Annotated in this window: 23 protein-coding genes; 10 read left to right on the forward strand and 13 right to left on the reverse strand. The window is 63.5% G+C overall.

Annotation, left to right across the window (positions count from 1 at the left end):
* Nucleotides 1-4: 4 nt before the first annotated feature.
* The 5 genes from I2H38_RS11495 to I2H38_RS21255 form a co-directional block, all read right to left on the reverse strand.
* A complete protein-coding gene (locus I2H38_RS11495) occupies nt 5-1,267 on the reverse strand; it encodes an RNA polymerase sigma factor (protein WP_196272007.1) in 1,263 nt (420 codons plus the stop codon).
* 57 nt (nt 1,268-1,324) lie between these two features.
* Nucleotides 1,325-1,747 carry a YciI family protein gene (locus tag I2H38_RS11500; protein WP_196272008.1) on the reverse strand — a complete coding sequence of 141 codons (423 nt, stop codon included), beginning with the start codon at nt 1,745-1,747 and terminating at the stop codon, nt 1,325-1,327.
* Between the two features lie 235 nt (nt 1,748-1,982).
* Nucleotides 1,983-4,226: a DNA topoisomerase IV subunit A gene (gene parC / locus I2H38_RS11505; RefSeq protein ID WP_196272009.1), complete on the reverse strand. Its 2,244-nt coding sequence runs from the start codon at nt 4,224-4,226 to the stop codon at nt 1,983-1,985.
* 65 nt (nt 4,227-4,291) lie between these two features.
* The gene (gene recO, locus I2H38_RS11510; RefSeq protein ID WP_196272010.1) at nt 4,292-5,023 is read right to left on the reverse strand and encodes a DNA repair protein RecO; all 732 of its coding nucleotides are present in this window, start codon (nt 5,021-5,023) and stop codon (nt 4,292-4,294) included.
* Between the two features lie 807 nt (nt 5,024-5,830).
* Complete coding sequence (locus I2H38_RS21255) at nt 5,831-6,289, reverse strand: hypothetical protein (protein ID WP_267875962.1); 459 nt, start codon at nt 6,287-6,289, stop codon at nt 5,831-5,833.
* Between the two features lie 41 nt (nt 6,290-6,330).
* Between I2H38_RS21255 and I2H38_RS20970 the strand changes: the two genes are divergently transcribed.
* Entirely contained in the window at nt 6,331-7,257 is a 927-nt protein-coding gene (locus tag I2H38_RS20970) for an OmpA family protein (protein WP_229426679.1), read from the forward strand.
* Nucleotides 7,258-7,408: 151 nt separating this feature from the next.
* On the opposite strand, the gene era is transcribed toward I2H38_RS20970, so the two are convergent.
* The 5 genes from era to I2H38_RS11540 all read right to left on the reverse strand — a co-directional run bounded on the left by era (nt 7,409) and on the right by I2H38_RS11540 (nt 11,088).
* On the reverse strand, nt 7,409-8,323 hold the full coding sequence (gene era, locus I2H38_RS11520; RefSeq protein WP_196272012.1) for a GTPase Era: 915 nt from the start codon (nt 8,321-8,323) through the stop codon (nt 7,409-7,411).
* A complete protein-coding gene (rnc, locus tag I2H38_RS11525) occupies nt 8,310-9,020 on the reverse strand; it encodes a ribonuclease III (protein ID WP_196272013.1) in 711 nt (236 codons plus the stop codon). Before rnc ends, era begins: the two co-directional genes overlap by 14 nt.
* Nucleotides 9,021-9,023: 3 nt before the next feature.
* Nucleotides 9,024-9,800, reverse strand: coding sequence for a signal peptidase I (lepB, locus tag I2H38_RS11530; RefSeq protein ID WP_324617384.1), 777 nt, complete (start codon nt 9,798-9,800; stop codon nt 9,024-9,026).
* Between the two features lie 98 nt (nt 9,801-9,898).
* A complete protein-coding gene (gene acpS / locus I2H38_RS11535) occupies nt 9,899-10,300 on the reverse strand; it encodes a holo-ACP synthase (RefSeq protein ID WP_196272014.1) in 402 nt (133 codons plus the stop codon).
* 32 nt (nt 10,301-10,332) lie between these two features.
* Entirely contained in the window at nt 10,333-11,088 is a 756-nt protein-coding gene (locus I2H38_RS11540; protein ID WP_196272015.1) for a pyridoxine 5'-phosphate synthase, read from the reverse strand.
* A 205-nt stretch (nt 11,089-11,293) separates the two neighbouring features.
* Here I2H38_RS11540 and I2H38_RS21260 point away from each other — a divergent pair, with 205 nt between their 5' ends.
* Nucleotides 11,294-13,240 (forward strand): M10 family metallopeptidase C-terminal domain-containing protein, encoded by a 1,947-nt coding sequence (locus I2H38_RS21260; RefSeq protein WP_196272016.1) that lies wholly within the window; start codon nt 11,294-11,296, stop codon nt 13,238-13,240.
* A 74-nt stretch (nt 13,241-13,314) separates the two neighbouring features.
* Here I2H38_RS21260 and I2H38_RS11550 read toward each other — a convergent pair whose 3' ends face one another.
* The 3 genes from I2H38_RS11550 to I2H38_RS11560 are packed head-to-tail and all read right to left on the reverse strand — an operon-like array spanning nt 13,315 to nt 14,754.
* A complete protein-coding gene (locus tag I2H38_RS11550) occupies nt 13,315-13,485 on the reverse strand; it encodes a hypothetical protein (RefSeq protein WP_196272017.1) in 171 nt (56 codons plus the stop codon).
* 59 nt (nt 13,486-13,544) lie between these two features.
* Nucleotides 13,545-14,132 (reverse strand): alpha/beta fold hydrolase, encoded by a 588-nt coding sequence (locus tag I2H38_RS11555; RefSeq protein ID WP_196272018.1) that lies wholly within the window; start codon nt 14,130-14,132, stop codon nt 13,545-13,547.
* Nucleotides 14,133-14,145: 13 nt separating this feature from the next.
* Nucleotides 14,146-14,754 (reverse strand): LysE family translocator, encoded by a 609-nt coding sequence (locus I2H38_RS11560; protein WP_196272019.1) that lies wholly within the window; start codon nt 14,752-14,754, stop codon nt 14,146-14,148.
* Between the two features lie 379 nt (nt 14,755-15,133).
* On the opposite strand from I2H38_RS11560, the gene rpsF reads away from it, so the two are divergent.
* The 8 genes from rpsF (at nt 15,134) to I2H38_RS11600 (ending at nt 22,666) form a co-directional block, all read left to right on the forward strand.
* Nucleotides 15,134-15,541, forward strand: coding sequence for a 30S ribosomal protein S6 (gene rpsF, locus I2H38_RS11565; protein ID WP_196272020.1), 408 nt, complete (start codon nt 15,134-15,136; stop codon nt 15,539-15,541).
* A gap of 2 nt (nt 15,542-15,543) precedes the next feature.
* Nucleotides 15,544-15,798: a 30S ribosomal protein S18 gene (gene rpsR, locus I2H38_RS11570; RefSeq protein ID WP_196272021.1), complete on the forward strand. Its 255-nt coding sequence runs from the start codon at nt 15,544-15,546 to the stop codon at nt 15,796-15,798.
* Nucleotides 15,799-16,061: 263 nt separating this feature from the next.
* Nucleotides 16,062-17,033 carry a DUF2232 domain-containing protein gene (locus I2H38_RS11575; RefSeq protein ID WP_196272022.1) on the forward strand — a complete coding sequence of 324 codons (972 nt, stop codon included), beginning with the start codon at nt 16,062-16,064 and terminating at the stop codon, nt 17,031-17,033.
* 25 nt (nt 17,034-17,058) lie between these two features.
* Entirely contained in the window at nt 17,059-17,622 is a 564-nt protein-coding gene (gene rplI, locus I2H38_RS11580) for a 50S ribosomal protein L9 (RefSeq protein WP_196272023.1), read from the forward strand.
* A 267-nt stretch (nt 17,623-17,889) separates the two neighbouring features.
* Entirely contained in the window at nt 17,890-19,383 is a 1,494-nt protein-coding gene (locus tag I2H38_RS11585; protein WP_196272024.1) for a replicative DNA helicase, read from the forward strand.
* Nucleotides 19,384-19,391: 8 nt separating this feature from the next.
* The gene (gene alr / locus I2H38_RS11590) at nt 19,392-20,543 is read left to right on the forward strand and encodes an alanine racemase (protein WP_196272025.1); all 1,152 of its coding nucleotides are present in this window, start codon (nt 19,392-19,394) and stop codon (nt 20,541-20,543) included.
* Nucleotides 20,543-21,967, forward strand: coding sequence for a DNA repair protein RadA (radA, locus tag I2H38_RS11595; protein ID WP_196272026.1), 1,425 nt, complete (start codon nt 20,543-20,545; stop codon nt 21,965-21,967). The genes alr and radA overlap by 1 nt, the downstream gene beginning before the upstream one ends.
* 87 nt (nt 21,968-22,054) lie before the next feature.
* Entirely contained in the window at nt 22,055-22,666 is a 612-nt protein-coding gene (locus tag I2H38_RS11600; RefSeq protein WP_196272027.1) for a CvpA family protein, read from the forward strand.
* Nucleotide 22,667: the final 1 nt, after the last annotated feature.

Genomic DNA, 22,667 nt, shown 5'->3' on the forward strand with positions numbered 1-22,667 from the left:
GAAATCAGCCGCCGCAGGCTGCCGCCCGGCTGACGAGGAAGGCCTTCTCGCGCTCATTACGGGTGAGCGCGGCAGCACGCTCGAATTGGACCTTGGCTTCGGCTAGCCGGCCCGCCCGGAACAGGAAATCTCCCTTCGCTGCCGGCATGGGAGCGTAGTTACGTAAGGCCGCTGCCTGATCGATTTCCCCAATTAGGGTCAGGCCAGCCTCCGGGCCGAAGGCCATGCTGTACGCCACAGCCCGATTGAGATCGACAACTGGCGACGGCATGACGTCCTTAAGGGTGTCGTAGAGCGCCGCGATCCTCGTCCAGTCTGTCTCGCCCGCCTTGCGGGCCCTTGCGTGACAAGCGGCAAGCGCGGCCTGCAGCGCATAAGCCCCGTTGGCGCCGCCCAGAGCCTCCGCGCGGTCCAACGCGGCGAGGCCGCGGCGGATCAGGAGTTGGTCCCAGCGGGTGCGGTTCTGCTCGGTCAGGGGAACGAGCGAGCCGTCCGGTGCCGTGCGAGCGGCTAAACGCGAGGCCTGGATTTCGATCAGCGCGAGGAGACCAAACGCCTCAGGCTCGTCGGGCGCGAGACCGGCGAGAATGCGGCCAAGGCGCTGGGCCTCGACGCACAGGGCCGGGCGGATCAGATCCTCGCCAGCGGTCGCCGAGTATCCCTCGTTGAAGATCAGGTAGATGACCTCCAGCACCGAGGCGAGGCGTTCCTTTCGTTCTTTGCCGCGAGGCACCTCGAAAGTCAGCCCGGCGTTGCGCAGTGTCTTCTTGGCTCGCACGATGCGCTGGGCGATAGTCGCTTCGTTGGAGAAGAAGGCGCGGGCAATCTCGTCGGTGGTCAGTCCCCCGATAAGGCGCAGGGTCAGGGCCGTGCGGGCCTCCGTGGGCAACACGGGATGACAGGCGATGAAGATGAGGCTGAGAAGCTCGTCGCCAACATCGTCGTCCATGGCCGCTTCGATGTCCACGAGACCGGTGTCGCGTTCACCCTCCAGGTCCCGGTTGATCTCGGCGTGCTTGCGCGCAAGCATCCTCTCCCGGCGGAGCCTGTCGATGGCCCGGCGCTTGGCCGCAGCCATCAGCCATGCGCCGGGGTTTTTGGGAACTCCGGTCTGGGGCCATTCGGACAGGGCGGTCACGAGGGCGTCCTGCGCCAGTTCCTCGGCAAGGTCGACGTCGCGCACCATCCGGGCCAAGCCTGCGATGAGCCTGGCTTGTTCGATCCGGAAGACTGCCTCGATCGCCTGATGGGTTTCGGTCGCCGCCACCTTTCCCGCGTAAGAAACGGAAAGAGGCAAGTCAAGGTGGGCGGCGACCGGAGAAGCCTAGCGGCTGGCCACCTTTTCGCGGTTCCGGTCATGCAGTTCGGAGACTTCCGGCGTCATGGCCTCTTCGAAGTCTGCCATCTCGTAGAGCGGCCGGATCTCGATCTCGCTCGGACCAGGCATCGGATTGGGGCAACGCTTCACCCACTCGACCGCCTCGGCCAGGTCCTTGACCTCCCATAGCCAGAAGCCGGCGACCAACTCACGGGTCTCGGCGAACGGCCCGTCGATGACGGTGCGGCCCGGGCCGTCGAAGGCCACTCGCTTGCCTTTCGCCGATGGCTTCAGCCCGTCGCCGGCCAGGAGGATTCCTGCACTGATCAACTCTTCATTGAACTTGCCCATGGCCTCGAAGAGCTCGGTCGAGGGCATGAGGCCCGCTTCGCTGTCCTTCGTCGCCTTCACCAGAACCATAACGCGCATTGTCTTGTCTCCTCTGATCGAGGGAGGCCCAACCGGCCACCCTGCTCACACGACGAATGAGCTTCGGTGGGATCGACATCCCGCCGAAACTTTTTTGCGCGAAAGGAAGTCTAGGTCAGCACACGCAACCGGAACAGGGCCACAGGAGCGAGGACGCAGGCAGACCCGAACGGATCGACGCTGGGGCCAAGCATGCTCGCAGGCCAAGCCACGTCGCCGCTCCGCCAAGAAGCCCTCACTCGAACTTGTTCGACCGCGGGAAGCCCTTGGGCGGCAGCCGTCCTGCCTCGGCGCGGTTGCCGATCCATTCGATGAGATCGGTCTTTTCCACAGTCCAGGTGCGCCCGGATGTGTCCTTCCAGGTGAGGCCATCGCTCAGGCTGAAGACCTTCGCGTCGGAAATGCCGCCATCTTTGTAGCGTTGCAGGCGCACACCCTTTCCGCGCGTCATCTCCGGCATCTGGGTCAGCGGGAAGACCAGAAGCTTCCGGTTCTCGCCGACAATGGCCACGTGATCTCCCGACGCTTCGGTGCAGATAACCGCCTTCGCGGGCGCATCGAGATTGAGGATCTGTTTGCCCTTGCGGGTATTGGCAATGACATCATCCGCCGGGATGATGAAACCGCGTCCGTCGGAACCGGCGACGAGCAGTTTCGTGCCCGCCTTGAAGGGGAACGCGGCGATGAAATCCTCGCCCTCCTCCAGATCCACCATGAGCCGGATCGGATCGCCGAAGCCGCGCCCGCCCGGAAGTTTGGAGGCGTCGAGGGTGAAGAAGCGCCCGTTCGTCGCCACGACGATGATCTTCGACGTGGTCTCGGCGAAGAACGCGGTTTTCAGCGTATCGTCGCCTTTGAACTGCACGCTGGACGTATCCGCCACATGGCCCTTCATGGCGCGGATCCAGCCCTTGTCCGACACGATGACCGTGATCGGCTCACGCTCGACCATGGCCTCCGCGAAATCGATGTCGGAGGTATCCGGCGCTTCAGCGAAGGTGGTGCGGCGTTTGCCCAAAGCCGTTTCCGGCCCGAAAGTCTTGCGGACTTCCTTGATCTCCCACGCGACCGTCTTCCACTGCACCTTGTCGGAGCCCAGCAGGTCTTCGATGGTGGCCTTCTCGTCCTGCAGGCTTTTTTGTTCGCGCTTCAGCTCCATCTCCTCGAGCTTGCGTAAGCTACGCAGGCGCGTGTCGAGGATGGCGTTGGCCTGAACCTCGGAGAGCTTGAAGAAGCGCATCAGCTCGGCCTTTGGTTCGTCTTCCTCGCGGATGATTTTGATCACCCGGTCGAGGTCGAGATAGACGATCAAGAGGCCGCCCAAGATTTCCAAGCGCTTGTCGATGGCGTTGAGGCGGAACTGCGAACGGCGCACCAGCACTTCGCGGCGATGGTCGAGCCATTCGCGCAAGCATTCCGCGAGGCCCAGCACCTTCGGCACCTTGCCGCCGGCGAGGACGTTCACGTTCATGGGAATGCGGCTTTCAAGCTCGGTAAGCTTGAACAGCGATTCCATGAGAATGATCGGGTCGACCGTCCGCGAGCGCGGCTCCAGCACGACGCGGATGTCTTCCGCCGATTCGTCGCGCACGTCGGCGAGAAGCGGCAGCTTCTTTTCCTGCAACAGCTCGGCGATCTTTTCGATCAGCCGCGACTTCGGCACCGAATAGGGAATCTCGGTGACGACGATGTTCCAGGAACCCCTGCCCGTGTCTTCCTTTTCCCAGCGCGCACGCACGCGGAAGGATCCGCGACCCGTCATGTAGGTCTCGGCGATGGAGGACGGCGTATCGACGATGATACCGCCGGTCGGGAGGTCAGGCCCCGGCACGAACTTGATCAGCTGATCGGAGGTCGTAGCCGGGTGGCTGATGAGGTGGAGCGCCGCATCGCACAGCTCGGCCGCGTTGTGCGGCGGGATCGAGGTCGCCATGCCGACCGCGATGCCCTGCGAACCATTGGCGAGCAGGTTCGGGAAGGCCGCCGGCAGAACCACAGGCTCTTCGTTCGCCTGATCGTAGGTCTCACGGAAATCGACCGAGTCCTCGTCGATACCGTCGAGCAGAAGCCGCGCGACTTCCGTGAGCCGAGCCTCGGTGTAACGCATGGCGGCGGCGTTATCGCCGTCGATATTGCCGAAATTCCCCTGCCCCTCCGCCAGCGGGTAGCGCTGCGCGAAATCCTGCGCCATGCGCACGAGGGCGTCATAGATCGATTGGTCGCCATGCGGGTGATATTGACCCATCACGTCGCCGACGATGCGCGCGCATTTTTTCGGCGCGGATTTCGGATCGAGCCGCAGAAGGCGCATGGCGTGCAGGATGCGGCGGTGGACCGGCTTCAGGCCGTCTCGCGCGTCCGGCAACGCCCGGTGCATGATGGTGGACAGGGCATAGGCAAGATAGCGCTCTTCCAGCGCGTCCTTGAGATTGATGTTTTCAATCTCCCCGCCGGAAGGCGGATTGACCGGCTTACCCATGAACGAAAATCCTCAAAACCGAATCAGTCATTGTCATTGAGCGCGAGAACATATCAGAAACGAATTTAAGCGTCTTCCGCCGTGGCCAAGGCGATGAGACGCACCCGCTCCGCCGGCATGGCCTGCCCTCGCGGCTCGAACACGTTCTGATGCAGGAAGAAATCGGTCAGCGCAAATCCGGCCTTCAGATCCGGCACGGACGGCCGGTTCGCTGTCGGCCGCCCGATCAGGAAGCCGGGAAGCTTGAGCAGCCGGTCCTTATAGGGCTCGCCCGCCGCCGCGCTGACGGCGCGGCCGCTTTTGGGGGAGACGTAAACGAGATCCTCCCGCTGTCCCGTGGCCGCGCAGGACGCCAGATCGAGCCCGAAGCCGAGATCGGCGAGGAAAGCGAGTTCGAACCGCACGAAAAGCCCAGGCGCGAGGTCGGGATCGTCGAGATGATCCACCAACAGGTCCACAGCCTCGTATAAGGACTGATGCGGATCGCGCTCGGCCAGCACACGCAAGAGGTGGGACAGGGTCGCAAGACCGTAAAGCGCGAAAGGCGCGGCCATCAGGCGCGAAGCGCGCAAATCGACGCCCTCCACCTGAAAGACGCCGAGATGCTCGTCGAGCCGCGCCCGCCACGTCACCTGGACGCTATTTCCCGGCTGGAGCACCGGCTGCTGGGTCTTGGACCGGCCGCCATGGACGAGGCCCAGATGGCGGCCGTGCTCGCGCGTCATCACCTCAAGGATGACGCTTGACTCGCCATGTTTGCGGGCACCCAGAACGATGCCTTCATCGGACCATTGCATCAAAATTTGCCTGGTGGGCGCTCGAAATCACTGTGGAATGTAGGCGTTGCGGAGGCGCTTTGCCATGGTTTATCAAGATGATCCGTCGAGTTTCGACACGCAATTGCCATGGTTGGACACGAGTTTCCCCGACGCGGATCCAAGTGACTCGGATTTGCCAAAACTTATAATTTCAAGACTGGGGTATTATGCGAATTCATTCCCTGTTGCTGACGACGACAGCGCTTTCCTTGATTGGCCTCGCGCCGATGGCCTCCGCCGACAGCGGATCGAGCGCGCCTTCCTCCTTCACGGTCGCTCAGGCGTCGCTGGATGACCTTCCGCGCAAACCGCGCCGGAACGGCGATCAGGGTTCCGAGGAGCAGAGACCTCAGCACCCCGGCCAAGGGGGACCACGGGGCCCGGGAGAGCGAGGACCGGGGCCGCAGGGTCCGGGCGAGCGCGGACCGCGTCCTCAGGCGCCGGAGGGCCAGATGGCCCCGCGCCAGCAGCGTCCCGAATTCCCGGCTGAAATGCCTCAGGGTCGTCCGCAACGGCCGGAACCGTCGCTCCACCAGCAGCCGCAGCGGCCCATGCCTTCCGCGCCCCCGAACGCTGCGCCGATGCAGCAACCGGAACGGCCGCGCCCACCCGTTGCAGCTCCGATCGAGAGGCCACAACCTCCCGCGATGGAGCGACCGCAAGCACCGCCCGCCCCAGCTGCGCCTTCGCCGGGGACGCCCGCGCGGCCTTTCGAGCCGCAACCGCTTCCGGGCGGCCCCCGCCCCATGCCAGGATCACCCGGTCAGCGCCCGCCCGCTCCTCCGGTCACGCAGGAAGCTCCGCGAACACCCCCTGCTGCTCAGACGGCTCCAGGGCAACCGACGCGGCCATTCCCCGGCGCTCAGCAGCCGATCGAAACCGCGCCTGGACGTCCGCCCATGCCGGGACAGCCGTATCAACCCGGCGGCCAACCACCGCAGCCTCAGCAACCGGACGTTCAACGACCGCCGCAGGGAGCATATCCCTCGCAGCCCGGTGAATATCAGCGTCCGCCGGCAGGCGGCCCGGCCCCCGGCGGACAAATGCCCCCGCAAGGCGCGTACCCCACGCGCCCCGGTGAATATCAGCGTCCACCGGCAGGTGGCCCGGCCCCCGGCGGACAAATGCCGCCGCAAGGCGCGCACCCCACGCGCCCCGGTGAATATCAGCGTCCACCGGCAGGTGGCGGGCAGATGCCGCCGCAGGGCGAATATCCTGTGCCTCCGGGGCAATATCGCCAACCACCGGCAGCAGGCGCCCCTATCCCGGGCGGCGTGATGCCAGGGATGTTCCCCGGTGGAAATCTCGACGATCTGCGCCGGCAGCGGCGCGAACGCGCCGAGGACGGAGGGCGTCGCGTCATCATCCAGGAGCCGGGCGACCGCACCATCATTCGCGATGGCAACCGTCTCATCATCCGCCATGACGAGACAGACCGGTTCCGCCGCAGCTATGGCGGCGCGGATTTTCGTGTGCAGCAGCGCGGAGCCAATCAGGTGACGATCATCCGCCAGCCCAATGGCGAGGAAATCCTCACAGAGCGGGACGCCGACGGCAATCTCATCCGCCGCATCCGGCGCGACTCTTACGGCCGCGAGGTGATCCTGATTCAGAACGAGATGCCGGGTCGTCCCCGCTTCCCCTATGGCTATCTGCCCCGCGACGTGATGGAACTGCCGCCGCCCGTCATCGCCATTCCGCGCGAGCGCTACATCGTCGATGTCGAGGGCGCGTCGCAGGATGATCTGTACGAGGCGTTCTCCGCGCCGCCCGTCATGCCGATCACACGGGCTTACAGCCTCGACGAAATCCGCCAGAGCCAGATGCTGCGTGAGCGTGTCCGGCGCGTCGATGTGGACACGGTCACCTTCGACTCAGGCTCGTGGGCGCTCTCGCCCGAACAATTCGGCGCCCTGACCGGCATCGCCACCGCGATCCAGCGCGTTTTGACGCAAAACCCGAACGAGATCTTCCTCATCGAGGGCTATACCGATGCGGTCGGCTCGGACGAGGACAACCTCAGCCTGTCGGATCGGCGCGCGGAGACGGTGGCGACCGTGCTGACCCAGCGCTTCGGCATCCCTGCGGAAAACCTGACGACGCAGGGCTACGGCGAGCAATATCTGAAGATCAACACGCAAGCTCCCGAACGCCGGAACCGTCGCGTGACGATCCGAAGGATCACGCCGCTTCTTCAGGGGCAGCAGCGGTAAAACGCGTCAACGTCATGGCCGGGACGCCAAAAGTGTCATTCCCGGCCGGAGGCGGCGAATGCCGCTCGAGGGAAAGGGAATCCATAGCGCCGCATCCGGTCGTGGATCCCCTTCCCGCGCTTCGCGCGCCGGGCATGTCACCGAGGAAAACTTACCCGCGCGGGAATTCCAGTCCCATTTCGCGATAGCGCTCGGGGTCGTCGCTCCAGTTTTCGCGCACCTTCACGAAGATGAAGAGGTGCACCGGGGCTTCGGCAATCTCGGTGATTTCCCTGCGCGCCGCCTGGCCGATGGCCTTGATGGTCTGACCGCCCTTGCCGAGCACGATTTTGCGCTGGCTGTCGCGCTCCACGAACACGGTCTGCTCGATACGGATGGAGCCATCCGGCCGCTGCTGCCACTGATCGGTCTCGACCGTGGACTGGTAAGGCAGTTCCTCGTGCAGGCGCTCGTAAATCTTCTCGCGGGTGATTTCGGCCGCGAGCATGCGCAACGGCGCGTCGGAAATCTGGTCTTCGGGATAGAGCCAGGGTCCCTCCGGCATCAAGCCGGCGAGTTGGCGCTTCAGGGTCTCGATGCCATCGCCTTTTAAGGCGGAGATCATGAAAGTGTGCGCGAACGGCACCTTCTCGTTCAGCTTCGCCGCCAGCTCAAGCAATCGCGAGCGCTCGATCAGGTCGATCTTGTTGAGGATCAGGATTTTAGGGCGCTTCAACTCGGGCAGCCTGTCAAGAATGGCCTCGGCCTCCTCGTCGATGCCCTTTCGCGCGTCGATCAGCAGAGCCACCGCGTCGGCATCGGCGGCGCCGCCCCAGGCGGACGTCACCATCGCCCGGTCGAGGCGGCGTTTCGGCTTGAAGATGCCCGGCGTGTCGACGAACACGATCTGCGCCTCGCCCTCGATGGCGATGCCGCGCACGAGCGCGCGCGTCGTCTGCACCTTGCGGGAGACGATGGAGACCTTGGAGCCGACGAGCGAATTGAGCAGCGTCGACTTGCCCGCGTTGGGCGCGCCGATCAATGCGACGAAGCCGGCCTTTGTTTTGGTTTGTTCAGGCAACGCCATTTTCTTCCTCCGTCCAGACGCCCTCACGCAAGAGAAGGCTTCGCGCGGCTGCCTGTTCCGCAATGCGCTTCGATGTGCCGTTTCCGAATTCGTTTTCCGTGCCCTTCACCTTCACCACGATCCGGAATCGCGGCGCGTGATCGGGCCCGGTCTGCTCGACCACGGCATAGGTCGGTGTCGGCAGCCCTCGCCCCTGCGCCCATTCCTGCAACGCGCTCTTCGGGTCGCGAAGCGCGCGACGGGGGGCATTCAGAAGCTCTTTGAAGGACCGGCCGATCAGGCCCTTGGCGGCCTCATAGCCACCGTCGAGGAAGACCGCCCCTATGATGGACTCGCAGACATCCGCCAGGATGGTCTGGTTCCGACGCTCCCCCGCATGGGCCTCACCGGCGCCGAGCTTCACGTAAGGTCCGACATCCCAAGCAATCGCGATCTCGGCGCAGGTTTCGCGGCGCACGAGTTCCGCCAGACGCCGGGATAGTTCGCCCTCCGGCGCGCCGGGAAACTCTCCGTAAAGCATGTCGGCGATGGCGAGGCCAAGGACCCGGTCACCCAGAAACTCAAGCCTCTGATAACTTTGACCGCCCGCGCCGGGGGCGCTGACATGGGTCAGCGCCTCATCGAGAAGCTCAGGTCTCGCAAAGCGATAGCCGAGCTTTTCCAGCAATTCATCCGGGTTGGGCTTGCGACGGGCCACGGGTTACTTGATCCGTTCGAACATGCGGTTCCAACGGATATGCTGCGGCCATTCCCAGGGACGCCACAGGGACGCGTCCTCGTCGATGGAGAAGAAGATGATCTCCGCCCTACCGACGAGATTTTCCGCGGGCACCTGGCCAACACTGGCCTCGTCTCGCGAATCCGACGAGTTATCGCGATTGTCGCCCATCATGAAATAATGACCGGGCTTGACCGTGTAGACATTGGTATTGTCCCAATAGCCCCGGTCGTTATCGCGCTCGATCACGTAGTGAGTGGTACCTTCCGGGAAGGTCTCCTTGTACTGGGGAACGGCGATGGTGCGGCCATAGAGATCGGTGGTCTTGTAGTCCTCAACCCGCTCGCGCTGAACCGGCTTGCCGTTAATCTGCAGGACGCCGCCGACCACCTGGATCTTGTCGCCGGGCAGGCCGACCACGCGCTTTATGTAATCCGTCGAATTGTCCTTGGGCAGCTTGAACACCGCAATGTCGCCACGCTTCGGCTCCGAACCGAGGATGCGGCCGGAGAACAGCGGCGGCCCAAAGGGGATCGAATAGCGCGAATACCCATAGGAGTATTTCGAGACGAACAGATAATCGCCGATCAACAGGGTCGGGATGAGGGAGCCCGAGGGAATATTGAAGGGCTGGAACAGGATTGTGCGGACGACGACGGCGATCAAAAGCGCCTGGAGGATGACCTTGATGGTCTCCCAGAGGCCGCTTTCCTCCTTCTTGACGTTATCGCCTTCGTATTTCTTGGCGTTTTCGTTCACGTAATCGATCCATGCTTGAGGAATATGATGGCCTGCCGCCGTCTCAAGTCGTCGTGGGGGGTCTAGCCCAAGGCGAGGCTGGCCGCAACGCGGCCTGGTTACTTTATGGGGAGGGCCTCGATGATAACGAAGGCCTGCGCCAGCGGCGGATCGTCCGTGAGGGAGACATGGATCACGGCTTCGTGACCCTGGGGCATCAAGGCTTGCAGTCGCTCCAGGGCCCCCCCGCTCAAGCGCATCGTGGGCTTGCCGCTCGGGAGATTGATCACCTCCATGTCGCGCCAGAACACCCCGTGGCTCAGGCCGGTGCCCAGGGCCTTCGAACACGCTTCCTTGGCGGCAAAGCGGCGGGCATAGGACGGGGCACGAGCGGCCCGGCGATCGCTTCGCGCGCGCTCGCCCTCGGTGAAGATGCGGTGGGTGAACCGGTCCCCAAAGCGTTCGATCGACCTTTCGATGCGGCGGATGTCACACAGGTCCGACCCGATGCCGATGATCATGACGCGTCCTCGCTCGGCGTTAGCGGCAGCACCTAGACGATCTGTGCCCGCCCCTCGTCCATGGCGGCCCGCATGGCGCGAACGGCCTCGTCGAGCCCCATGAAGATGGCCTCGCCAATCAGGAAATGGCCGATATTCAACTCGGCGATCTGCGGAATGGCAGCGACAGGACGAACCGAGTCGAGGGCAAGGCCGTGTCCGGCGTGGATTTCAAGGCCGATGCCGCCTCCGTGGGCGGCGGCGCGGCGCAGGCGCTCCAATTCGTGGTCGATGCGGGCCTGATCACCTTCAGCGACGGCCTCGCAATAGGTGCCCGTATGCAGCTCCACCACCGGCGCGCCGAGATCGCGCGCCGCTTCCATGACCTCCACCTCAGGCTCGACAAAAAGGGACACGCGGATGCCCGCCCCCTTCAGTTCCTGGATCGCCGGACGCAAATGGGCGTGTCCGCCGATGATGTCGAGTCCGCCCTCGGTCGTACGCTCCTCGCGCTTCTCCGGCACGAGGCAGGAGGCATGCGGGCGCAAGGCGGTCGCGAGCCCAATCATCTCCGATGTCGCCGCCATCTCGAAATTCAGCGGCACGAAGAGCTGCCGCTTGAGACGCTCCATATCCTGATCCCGGATATGCCGCCGGTCCTCGCGCAAGTGCGCCGTGATGCCGTCCGCGCCGGCCAAAACCGCCAGATGCGCGGCTCGGATCGGGTCCGGGTGCGGCCCGCCCCGCGCGTTACGCACGGTCGCGACGTGGTCGATATTGACGCCAAGGCGGAGAGGAAGAATGGCCATTCGGTGGCTCCTAGGACTGGGAAATGTCTACTAGCCCTGCAGCGGCAAGAGCAAGTGCCCATGAGCGAGAGCGGCTGTGCCGCTGGCCCTTCGAGGTTGAAGCGGAACCGCCGAACAGACGGACGATTCACTATTAAGTAATATCCATGTCACTTTATTCCATTCGGTAAGAATTCCGCGAAATCGGGAAATTGGGACATTTTTGATGGCGAAGTTTTCAAATATCGAGCTCGGAACATGGGCGTTTACAAATTCGGCGCGCTCGATCTCGGCAAATTTACTTTTCCCGTCGCTGTCTGATAACGGCCGATATCTCACCTATACCTCGATCGGCGGGACGGTCGGGATATACGGCCGGATTGAAAACGCCGATATTGTCCGCATGGACCTCCTCTCCGGTCAGAAGGTCCTGGCATCCCAAACCTCCTCTGGCGTGATCGGCAACGGACCCAGTACCGAATCCAAGCTGTCGGCCGATGGCCGCTACGCGGTCTATACGAGCAGCGCGAAGAATCTGGTCTCAGGCGACACCAACAGCCGCGTTGACGTGTTCCGGAAGGATTTCGTGACCGGGACCATCGTGCGGGCGTCGACGACTGCGAACGGCGTCCAGGCCGATAGCAACAGTCTCAACGCCAGCATCTCCGCCGACGGGCGCTATGTGGTCTTCACAAGCGCGGCGAGCAATCTCAGCACGGTGGACAAGGACGGCGTCACGGACGTATTCCGGAAGGATCTCGTCAGCGGCAAGCTCGATCTCGTGAGCCAGGCCAAGGGCCAGGGCGCCAACGGCAGCGCTATCAGCACGGCCATTTCGGACGATGGGCGCTATGTCGTCTTCAGCAGCAACGCGTCGAACCTTGTCGCGGGTGACAGGAACAACGCCTATGATGTGTTTCGCAAGGACATGACCACGGGAACCGTCGTCCGCGCCAGTACGGACTCGAACGGCCAGGAGTTCATCTCCGGACAAATCGGCCCCGACCTTGCCATTTCCGCGAACGGCCGATCCGTTATTTTCAAGAGGATCCTCGGTGATAGCGCCGAGCTTTACCAAAAGAACCTCGTGACGGGGCAACTCATCAAACTGGCCGCCACCGGCAACGCAGCCGCCTCGAACGATGGCCGCTTTGTCGCCACACTGCCCAAGGAAGTCGCTGTCGGCGCAAATGTCGCGCTGATCGTGACCGACAGATCGAGCGGCGCGGTGACGAGCTTCGACCTTGGAGCGCCGTACTCGAGCGGAAGCACCGTCGGCTTTATGGTCAAGGAGATCTCGAACGACGGTCGCTTCGTTTCTGTCGAGAAGGTGGACCCGGCCCGGGACACCCTCGGGAGCAAGCTCGTACTAATCGACACCCATGCACTGGGACTGAATGCGGCAGCCGGAATCGGGCGCGATCTCGTGCTCAACATCAAGGCGACTGACACCGCGAAAGTCAGCGTCGTCTGGGGCGATGGCGCGGCGACCACATCGGCGTTTCTTGGCGACGCACGCCTCGACCACGCCTACAAGGCCGATGGCGTCTACGCCGTGAGGATAACGGCGTCCGGCAAAGCTCCTGCTGCAACGCAGACCTACAATGTCATCATCGACACCAAGGTGGTCCCGGCCCCGGCCAAGCATGCCATCAATGGCACGCGCGGCGCTGATATTGTGCTCGCGTCCCAGGGCGATGACGTGATCGCTCTCGGGTCGGGCAACGATATTGCCCGCGCAGGAGACGGAGACGACAAGATATTCGGCGTCGCCGGCAATGACGTGCTGTATGGCCAGGCCGGAAACGACGAACTTCATGGCGGCCTTGGCAACGACATCCTGTCGGGTGGGCCGGGCCGCGACTCGTTCGTCTTCGACACCAAGCTCAACGCCAGCACGAATGTCGACACAATCACGGACTTCAAGCCCGGCGAAGACCGCATCGTCCTCGACAAATTGATCTTTGCGCGGTTCGCGAAAGCGGGCGCGCTGCCGTCCTCAGCGTTCTACGCCGGCAAGGCCGCGCATGATTCAAATGACCGGATCGTCTACGACAAGACCGCCGGCGCGCTTTACTATGACGTCGACGGCACCGGAAGCCAGGCGAAGATCCTGTTTGCCCAGGTGAAGAAGGGCCTCGCCCTCACCCACCACGACTTCCTTATCATCTGACGGGGTGGGCCGCGACAACCGGATCGCGAGGCGGCCCGCCCCAGCTTACGGACGGGGGGCGTGAACAGGCCAACCTAACGAAACTGGGACAGGAATGAGGCGACCTCATCGGCGAACTCTGTGGTCGCTTCGTCATGGATGGTGTGGCCGCAATCGAATTTGACCACTCTCGTAACCACGGGCCTGATCTGGGCCATGCGGTCGATCTCGGTCGTGCTGACGGCCCAGCTCTTGAGTCCATGCATCAAGAGGCAAGGGCACGTCGTCGCGCACCAATCCTCGCTCCAATCGCCCGTCACCGCCTTCAGGGAACGGGCGATCCAGGCAGGCGCGAACCTGAATTTCCAGCCGCTTTCGGTTTCATAAAGACTGTCGAGGAAGTGGCGGTCACCGCCGATGCTTCTCGATTCCATAAACGCGAGCACTTGGGACAGCGACGAAAAGCGTTCCGGCAGTCGAGAGCGAAAGCCGGAAGCGGGTCGATGCGGGCTCCCACGTCTTCGATGATGAGAGCTTTGACGAGATCAGCCCTGCGCGCGGCGAGTTGATAGGCATTCACGCCGCCGAGCGAATGCCCCAGCAGCACCACGGGTCTGCCCTTCGCGATGTGAAGAATGAATGCTTCCGCATCGCGACCATAATCGACGCGCCCACAAGTCTCCGGGTGGTCGCTCCAGCCATGTCCGCGCTGGTCGAGAGCCAACACCCGCCAGGAATGCGGCCGCATCGCTTCGGCCAGAGGCGCGAAGTTCCGGGCGCATCCGAAATGGCCATGGAGGGCGACGAGGATGGGGGCCTCATCCGACCCGCCGAAATCGACATAGGACGGACGAACCGAACCCGCTTGGAAAAAGCCTCGTACGCCTTCTGCGAGATCAAGGGGGGCAGCCATAGGGTTCAACCACTTACCGCACCACTGCAGCGGCAGCCCCAACCAAGGCTCCATCGCAAATTCGGTTTACGATTCTCATCGCACGGACATCCGATACGAAACGACGCGCCCGGTCCGCCAAAATCACGTAGAGGGCCTGATTGATCGCCAGAACGACGGCGATGATGATTGCAAGCTCAGCAAAGGCAAGCGGCGTCAGCACCTCGAGATCGATCACGGTGGGCAGCAGCGCCAGGAAGAAGGCCATGGGTTTCGGATTGCCGAGTGTCAGGGTCAGGCTCGCCGTGAAGAGTTCCCTGGGGGTCGCGTCCTCGCCCTCGTCCCTGGCCGCGACAACGACTGGCGTCGCCCACATCTTGTAGGCCAGATAAAGAAGGTAGGCCGCGCCGATATATTTGATCACGAGGAATGCGGTGGCGAAGGTTTTCGCAATCGCGGAAAGCCCAAGAGCGGCCCCGGTGAACCAACAAAGATCCCCGATCACATAGCCTGCAATGAATGCGGGAGCCCCCTTCGTGCCGCGCCCCAGGACGCGGGCCACGAGGGCCGCGATCCCCGGGCCCGGAGTGGCGACCATGATCGCATAGGCTGCGGTGAAGATTGCTAAAGATGTGAAATCCATCGGTTTCCCTTAAGCTGAATCGCCCGTATTCTTCGTCTATCGCGAGCATAAAGACACAATGTTGCCGCTTCCAGTGCCGAGCTTTGAGACGAGATTTCCCCCTGGAAGCCGCCTTGCTATTCATCGCATTGCGCCGGTTTGCATTTCCTCGACAAACCGACTATAGCCACCGCTTCGCGTTCGCTCCGGCCGGGGGCTGAACGGGCGGTATGGTTTCCATGCAGGGTCTTTTGAAGACCCGTCGTCCGGTGTCTCCGCCTTCGACAACCGCTCGGGCCTTGCAGGCTCGAAGGGCTTGGCGCCGATCGGACGCGCGAAACCGGCCAAGACACTCAAAAACAGTGCCAAGGCTTGAACTCAAACCTGAGAAAGGCCCACTATGCCTCTCTACGAGCATATCTTTTTGGCTCGCCAGGACGTCACGTCCCAGCAGGTCGAAGCGATGGTCGAGACCTACAAGTCCGTCATCGAGCAGAACGGTGGCAAGGTCGAGAAGACCGAAATGTGGGGCGTGAAGTCCCTCGCCTACCGCATCAAGAAGAACCGCAAGGCGCACTTCACCCTCTTCAACCTCGATGCTCCCGCTCCGGCGGTTGCCGAGATGGAGCGTCAGATGCGCATCAGCGAAGACATCCTGCGCTTCATGACCATCCGCGTCGAAGAACTCGAGTCGGAGCCGTCTGTGATGATGCAGAAGCGCGACCGTGACGAGCGCAAGGACCGTGAACGCCGCGAGCGTGACGGCGATGGCGTCGGTTTCGGGTCTAACGAAGGCGAGGAGGCTTAATCATGGCATTCGGTGCTGGTGGCGGCGGTGGTGGCCGTCGTCCTTTCTTCCGTCGGCGCAAGACCTGCCCGTTCTCGGGCCCCAACGCTCCGAAGATCGACTACAAGGACACGAAGCTCCTTTCGCGCTACATTTCCGAGCGCGGCAAGATCGTGCCCTCGCGCATCACGGCCGTGTCGGCCAAGAAGCAGCGTGAACTCGCCCAGGCGATCAAGCGCGCCCGCTTCATGGGCCTGCTGCCCTACGTGATCCGCTAAGAAAAACAAGCCAGCCGATCTGACGATTGGCTGGCTGAACGATCAGCCATCCTCATCCTGAGGAGCCGCCATCGGCGGCGTCTCGAAGGACGAGGATGGCGGTTCCAGTTCCCTCCGGACCCTCCTTCGAGACGGACCTGCGGTCCTCCTCAGGATTGAGGGATCGGGATGAACAAACGAAACGTCGCCCGACGGTGAAAATCCATCGGGTCAGTTGGGGCAGCGGCCCCTAACCCTGCGAAGAGCAGCGGGACAGCGAGACCATGAATTTTCTTGTTGCAGGCATAGGCGCGGGCCTCGTTTCGGCCCTTCTCACGGCGGTGATCGTCAAGGCGACGCTGCTGGCAGGCCTTTTGTATCTGCTCGCCCCCATTCCCGTCCTGATCGTCTCGCTCGGCTGGAACCATCGCTCCGGCCTCGTTGCCGCTGTGGTCGGGGGACTGGCGATTGCCGCGTTCCTGTCCCCGATGAGCGGACTCGGCTTTGTCATCATCACCGCCCTGCCCGCCTGGTGGCTGGCTTATCTCGCCCTCCTGGGACGCCAGGACGCGAACGGCGTCATCGAGTGGTATCCGCTTGGGCGATTGCTGGCCTGGATCGCGGCCACGGCGGCTCTGACCATCGTCGCGGCGTCGCTCATTTCCACGGGCGGCAATTTCGATGCCTTCCATCAATCCGCACGGAGAACGGCCGAGACTTTCGTCAACCTGCAATTCTCGTCGAGTGGCCCGAACAGCCTCGACCCGGAACTGCGCAGCGAACTGATCGACCTCATCGCGGTGCTGACGCCGTTCTTGTCGACTCAAGGATTCACGTTCGTTCTGGCGCTCTATCTCTGGGCGGCCGCCAAGATCGTATCGGCTTCGAAGCGTCTGCCGCGTCCCTGGCCGAATGTCTGCGAACTCATGATGCCGCGCACCATGAGCCTCGTCCTGGTCGCCGCCATCGTCCTGGCCAGTCTAGGCGGCTTCATCGGGATGCTCGGCCTTGCGCTGGCCGGAGCCCTCTTCATGGCGTTCGCCCTCCAGGGGCTCGCGGCGATCCACGACAGGACCCGGGGCAAGCCGGGACGCTTTGTCCTGCTGTTTGGCCTTTATGTGCTCATCTTCATGACCCAGGGCGTTCTCTTCCTCGTCCTGTCCCTGTTCGGCTTGGCCGACACGGTGTTCGGTCTCCGTAATCGCTTCGGATCAGGCAAGCCGGGCCCGAAGCAGCCTCCAACCCTTTCAATCTGATCACAAACGTCAAAGGAGAAAACCGATGGAAGTGATCCTTCTCGAGCGCGTCGCCAAGCTCGGCCAGATGGGCGAAACCGTTAAGGTTCGCAATGGTTACGCCCGCAATTTCCTGCTCCCCCGCGGCAAGGCGCTGCGCGCCACCAAGGCGAACAAGGAGCACTTCGAGAATCAGCGCGCCCAGCTTGAGGCCCGCAATCTCGAGCGCCGCAAGGACGCGGAAGCCGTCGGCGAGAAGCTGAACGGCAAGAGCTTCACCATCATCCGCCAGGCTGGCGAAACCGGCGTGCTCTACGGTTCGGTCTCGACCCGCGACCTCGCTGAGATCGTCACCAAGGACGGCTTCTCGGTCAGCCGCGATCAGGTCGTTCTCCACACCCCGATCAAGACCCTGGGCCTTCACTCGGTTCCGGTCACCCTCCACCCGGAGGTCGAGGTTGAGATCACGATCAACATCGCCCGCAGCCCTGAGGAAGCCGAGCGTCAGGCTCGCGGCGAGTCGGTCACGACCCGCGAAGAGACCAACCTCGCCGACCTCGGTCTCGAAGTCGGCGCGGCTCTCGCCGAAGCCGGCGACGTCGAGCTCTAAGCTGGACCGCTTGTTCTAGTTCTTGCTTCGTTCTAAATTAGCGCTCTCTGCCGATTCGGTGGGGAGCGCTTTTTCGTTGGGTTTGAGGGTGCATTGAAGAGTCAAGCCGGCTTTCCTTCGGAGCGCGGCATGGTGTGAGTATCGAGGACAACGAGGACAAGCTCGGCCGTTCTCGCACGAGTCCGCGCCTGTGGCCGGCGAGCAACCTTTGTCCCGCCGAATCTGGTTATGAGGTCCGTCCCTTTTCTCTCGTTTCCGGAGCGCCAGATGGCCACAGCCAATGCCCTGATCGCCCGTCTCGAAGCGGCCGAGCCGCAATTCCGCGCCGCCCCCAGCAATATCGACGCCGAACAGGCGCTTTTGGGCGCGATTCTCGTCAATAACGACGCCTACTACCGGGTCTCCGACTTCCTTGAGGCCGGTCATTTCTTCGAGGACCTGCACCGGCGCATCTACGAGGTGGCGACGAGCCTCATCAAGGCGGGCAAGGTCGCGACGCCGATCACCATGAAGACCTTCTTAGGCGATCAGGACCTCGGCGGCCTCACCGTCTCGCAGTACCTCGCCCGCCTCGCGGCGGAAGCGACCACCGTCATCAATGCCGAGGATTACGGCCGCACGGTCTATGACCTCGCCATTCGCCGCAACCTCATCGGCATCGGCGAGGAGTTGGTGAACGTCGCCTATGACGCGCCGGTCGAGACCTCGCCGCGCGACCAGATCGAAGAGGCCGAGCGCCGTCTCTACGAACTGGCTGAAACGGGCCGCTATGACGGCGGCTTCCAGCGTTTCTCGGACGCCCTGACCAACGCGATCGACATGGCCGCCGCCGCCTACAAGCGCGAGGGCCAGCTCTCCGGCGTTTCCAGCGGCCTCGTGGACCTCGACCGGTCGCTGGGCGGCCTTCAGGCCTCCGACCTTGTGATTCTCGCAGGCCGTCCGGCTATGGGTAAAACCTCGCTCGTCACCAACATCGCCTTCAACATCGCCAAGGCCTACAAGGCCGAGAAGCAGCAAGACGGCAGCATGAAGACCGTCAACGGCGGCATCGTCGGCTTCTTCTCGCTCGAAATGTCGGCCGAACAATTGGCGACCCGTATCATCGCCGAGCAATCGGGCGTGCCCTCCTACAAGATCCGCCGCGGCGACATGCGGGAGGACGATTTCTACAAGATCACCGAAGCCGCCCGCGAGATGCAGTCGATCCCGTTCTATATCGACCAGACCGGCGGCATCTCGATCGCGCAGCTCGCGGCGCGCGCGCGGCGCCTCAAGCGGCAGCGCGGCCTCGACATTCTGATCGTCGACTACCTGCAGCTCCTCTCCGGCTCGTCCAAGAAGGGCGAGAACCGCGTGCAGGAATTGACCGAGATCACCACCGGCCTGAAGGCGCTGGCCAAGGAGCTTGCGGTGCCCCTCATCGCCCTCTCCCAGCTCTCGCGTCAGGTGGAATCGCGCGATGACAAGCGGCCCCAGCTCTCCGACCTGCGTGAATCGGGCTCGATCGAGCAGGACGCCGACGTTGTCATGTTCGTTTATCGTGAAGAGTATTATTTGAAGAACAAGGAGCCGAAACCCGGCACCGAGGAATACTTCAAGTGGCAGGCGGAAATGGACCAGGTCCACGGCAAGGCGGAGGTCATCATCGGCAAGCAGCGTCACGGTCCCACCGGCACCGTCCAGCTCGCATTCCAGGCCGACATCACCCGCTTCACCGACCTCGCGGACGAAGACAAACTTCCTGAACGGATGGGCGATTGAACCACATCATGAAAGCCTCACAGGCCCGTTTCATTGCCGGTTCCGAAGCCGGCTCCCTTCTCCATATCGATCTTGGCGCGCTCGTCTCGAACTGGCGCCTCTTACGCGACCGTGCGGGCGGCGCGGAAGCCGCGGCTGTGGTCAAGGCGGATGCCTACGGCACCGGAATCGAGACAACAGTCCCCGCGCTTCATCGAGCCGGGTGCCGCACGTTCTTCGTTGCCCATTTGAGCGAAGCGATCCGCGCCCGCGCCGTGGCACCCGAGGCGACGATCTACATCCTCAACGGCCTGCCGCCGGGCACGGCTGACGTTTATGCGGAGTTCGACCTCCGCCCTGTTCTTGGTTCCCGTGAGGAGATCGACGAATGGGCCGCGTTCTGCCGCGCTGAAGGCCGGCGGCTCAAGGCGGCGGTTCATTTCGACACGGGCATGAACCGTCTCGGGCTCACGGTGCCCCAAGGCCTCGCGCTGAAGGGTGATCCGCGCCTTGCCGATTTCGAGCCGGCGCTGCTGATGAGCCATTTCGCCAGCGCCGAGGAGCGTGACAATCCGCTCAACCAACGCCAGATCGCGGCCTTCTCGGCCATCCGGGAAGCGTTCCCCGGCATTCCCGGCTCGCTTGCCAACTCGTCCGGCATCCTGAGAGAAGAGAAACCGCATTTCGATCTGGTGCGGCCGGGCTATGCGCTTTATGGCGGCAACCCGACACCTGACCGGAACAATCCCATGCGCCCCGTCGTCGGCCTGCAGAGCCGCATCATCCAGTTGCGGACGGTCGATGCTGGCGATGGGGTCGGCTACAACTGGCGCTGGACAGCGCAAACCAAGCGCCGCCTCGCCACCCTCTCGATCGGCTATGCGGACGGCTATCCGCGACCGTCGAGCGGAATCGGCGCGAGCGGCGAAATCAGCGAACGCGGAATGGCCATCGTCGCCGGACGGCCCTGCCCGTTTGCCGGAACGGTCTCGATGGACCTCATCATCGTCGATGTCACGGACGTACCGGAAAACGAGGTGAAGCGCGGCGATCTTGTGACGCTGATCGGCGGCGATTTGACCGTCGACGAGGTGGGCCGTCGTGCCGGCACCATCGGCTACGAGATCCTCACCAATCTTGGCCGCCGCTACGCCCGCACCCACCGCGAGACGGAGATCTGATGGCGAAGCGGCAAGCCTCCTTCGCCTGCCAGAGCTGCGGTGCAGTCTACAACCGCTGGAAGGGCAAGTGCGAAGCCTGCGGCGGATGGAATTCCATTGTCGAAGAAACCGGCTCCGCGAATCCGATGGTCGGCCCCGTCGCCACGCGGCCCTCGCGCGCCAAGGGACGGATCTTCCCGCTTGAGGGCCTCTCCGGCGAGGCCAAGGAAGCACCGCGCACGCCGTCAGGCATAGACGAACTCGACCGCGTGACCGGCGGTGGCTTCGTCCACGGCTCGGTAATTCTGCTCGGTGGCGATCCCGGCATCGGCAAATCGACGTTGCTGATGCAGGCCTCCGCCGCCTTGGCGAAACAAGGCCATCGCGTCGCCTACATCTCCGGCGAGGAGGCGGTCGCGCAGGTGCGCCTGCGCGCCGAGCGGCTGGGCCTGGGGCAGGCTCCAGTCGAACTCGCCTCCGAGACCAATGTCGAGGACATCGTCGCAACCCTGACCCAAGGCCGTCCGCCCGCACTCGCGATCATCGATTCGATCCAGACCATGTGGACTGAGACGGTGGAATCCGCCCCCGGCACCGTCACCCAGGTGCGCGGCAGCGCGCAGGCGCTGATCCGCTTCGCAAAGACCACCGGCACGGCAGTGATCCTCGTCGGACACGTCACCAAGGACGGCCAAATCGCCGGGCCCCGCGTGGTCGAGCACATGGTGGATGCGGTCGTGTCGTTCGAGGGCGATACCGGCCACCATTTCCGCATCTTGCGCGCGGTAAAAAACCGCTTCGGCCCCACCGACGAGATCGGCGTGTTCGAGATGTCGGATCAGGGCCTGCGCGAAGTCCCCAATCCCTCCGAGCTCTTCCTCGCCGGACGCGATCTTGCGACCCCCGGCACCGCCGTGTTCGCGGGAATGGAAGGCACGCGCCCGCTTCTGGTCGAAATCCAGGCGCTGGTCGCCCCGACCTCGCTCGGCAATCCCCGCCGCGCCGTGGTCGGCTGGGATCAGAACCGGCTTTCCATGGTGCTCGCCGTTCTGGAGGCCCATGGCGGCCTTCGGCTAGGCATGCACGACGTCTACCTGAACGTCGCGGGCGGTCTGCGCATCACCGAGCCCGCCGCCGATCTCGCCGCCGCCGCCGCCCTCGTCTCGTCCCTCTCGGGCGCGCCGCTGCCGCCCGATACGGTCTATTTCGGCGAAATGGGCCTCTCTGGAGCCATCCGCCCCGTCGCGCAGGAACAGGCGCGACTGAAGGAGGCGGCGAAGCTTGGCTTTGCCAACGCGGTTTCACCTGCGGCACGCAACGACAAAGCCAAAAAGGAGCGTCCGGCTCTCGGCACCTCGGCAATCGGCCATATCACGGACCTCGTGGCGGGCATCGCCGCTTCGCGTCCGCGAGGAAAACCAATGTTGAACCGCTCCGAAGGGTGACGAAAGCGCTTCTTGAGGTTATACAGCCGACGCCTTGAACCCGCGAACGCGGCTCCCACCCTATTATTATTGCGTTAGGCTTGGCCCATGCCCGTTTCAATCCTGGATCTCGTCGTTATCGGCGTCGTTCTGATATCGGCCCTCTTGGCTGCCGTGCGCGGATTCACGCGCGAGGTCCTGGCGATCGTGGCCTGGGTCGCGGCAGCGGCAGCGGCCTGGTATCTGCATCCGGCGGCCCTGCCGATCGCCCAGCAATACATTCATAGCAACACAGTAGCACTGATCGCGGCCATCGGCGCGATCTTTGTCGTCACGCTCATCATCGTCTCGATCATCACCGTTCAGATTTCCGACCTCATCCTTGATTCCCGCATCGGCGCACTCGACCGGACGCTCGGCCTGTTTTTTGGTGCGGCGCGCGGCTTCCTGATCTGCGTGATCGGCTGGGCCTTCATGGGCTGGCTTCTCCAGGGCAAGAACCCGGAATGGGCGACGACCTCCCGCACCCGGCCCGCCATGGAAAATGCACGCGACAGCATCATCGCCATGCTGCCGGACAATACCGAGGCGCTGCTCCAGAAACTCCGCAAGAAGGGCGCACCCGAGGGCGAACCGGCGGAACCCGCCGAGCCCGATCCGCAGCGTCCAACGACGCCGGGCGCTCCGGCCGCGCCGCAGCCTCCGCAACGGCGCAGCTGAG

This window comes from Microvirga alba (assembly GCF_015694465.1).
GTDB classification, from domain to species: domain Bacteria; phylum Pseudomonadota; class Alphaproteobacteria; order Rhizobiales; family Beijerinckiaceae; genus Microvirga; species Microvirga alba.

Excerpts from the sequence above, each read along its gene's own strand:
- I2H38_RS11500 (WP_196272008.1), bottom strand. The coding sequence starts at position 1,747 with ATGCGCGTTATGGTTCTGGTGAAGGCGACGAAGGACAGCGAAGCGGGC.
- parC (WP_196272009.1), bottom strand. The coding sequence starts at position 4,226 with ATGGGTAAGCCGGTCAATCCGCCTTCCGGCGGGGAGATTGAAAACATC.
- recO (WP_196272010.1), bottom strand. The coding sequence starts at position 5,023 with ATGCAATGGTCCGATGAAGGCATCGTTCTGGGTGCCCGCAAACATGGC.
- I2H38_RS20970 (WP_229426679.1), top strand. The coding sequence starts at position 6,331 with ATGTTCCCCGGTGGAAATCTCGACGATCTGCGCCGGCAGCGGCGCGAA.
- era (WP_196272012.1), bottom strand. The coding sequence starts at position 8,323 with ATGGCGTTGCCTGAACAAACCAAAACAAAGGCCGGCTTCGTCGCATTG.
- acpS (WP_196272014.1), bottom strand. The coding sequence starts at position 10,300 with ATGATCATCGGCATCGGGTCGGACCTGTGTGACATCCGCCGCATCGAA.
- I2H38_RS11540 (WP_196272015.1), bottom strand. The coding sequence starts at position 11,088 with ATGGCCATTCTTCCTCTCCGCCTTGGCGTCAATATCGACCACGTCGCG.
- I2H38_RS21260 (WP_196272016.1), top strand. The coding sequence starts at position 11,294 with ATGGCGAAGTTTTCAAATATCGAGCTCGGAACATGGGCGTTTACAAAT.
- I2H38_RS11550 (WP_196272017.1), bottom strand. The coding sequence starts at position 13,485 with ATGCATGGACTCAAGAGCTGGGCCGTCAGCACGACCGAGATCGACCGC.
- I2H38_RS11555 (WP_196272018.1), bottom strand. The coding sequence starts at position 14,132 with ATGGCTGCCCCCCTTGATCTCGCAGAAGGCGTACGAGGCTTTTTCCAA.
- I2H38_RS11560 (WP_196272019.1), bottom strand. The coding sequence starts at position 14,754 with ATGGATTTCACATCTTTAGCAATCTTCACCGCAGCCTATGCGATCATG.
- rpsF (WP_196272020.1), top strand. The coding sequence starts at position 15,134 with ATGCCTCTCTACGAGCATATCTTTTTGGCTCGCCAGGACGTCACGTCC.
- rpsR (WP_196272021.1), top strand. The coding sequence starts at position 15,544 with ATGGCATTCGGTGCTGGTGGCGGCGGTGGTGGCCGTCGTCCTTTCTTC.
- I2H38_RS11575 (WP_196272022.1), top strand. The coding sequence starts at position 16,062 with ATGAATTTTCTTGTTGCAGGCATAGGCGCGGGCCTCGTTTCGGCCCTT.
- rplI (WP_196272023.1), top strand. The coding sequence starts at position 17,059 with ATGGAAGTGATCCTTCTCGAGCGCGTCGCCAAGCTCGGCCAGATGGGC.
- I2H38_RS11585 (WP_196272024.1), top strand. The coding sequence starts at position 17,890 with ATGGCCACAGCCAATGCCCTGATCGCCCGTCTCGAAGCGGCCGAGCCG.
- alr (WP_196272025.1), top strand. The coding sequence starts at position 19,392 with ATGAAAGCCTCACAGGCCCGTTTCATTGCCGGTTCCGAAGCCGGCTCC.
- radA (WP_196272026.1), top strand. The coding sequence starts at position 20,543 with ATGGCGAAGCGGCAAGCCTCCTTCGCCTGCCAGAGCTGCGGTGCAGTC.
- I2H38_RS11600 (WP_196272027.1), top strand. The coding sequence starts at position 22,055 with ATGCCCGTTTCAATCCTGGATCTCGTCGTTATCGGCGTCGTTCTGATA.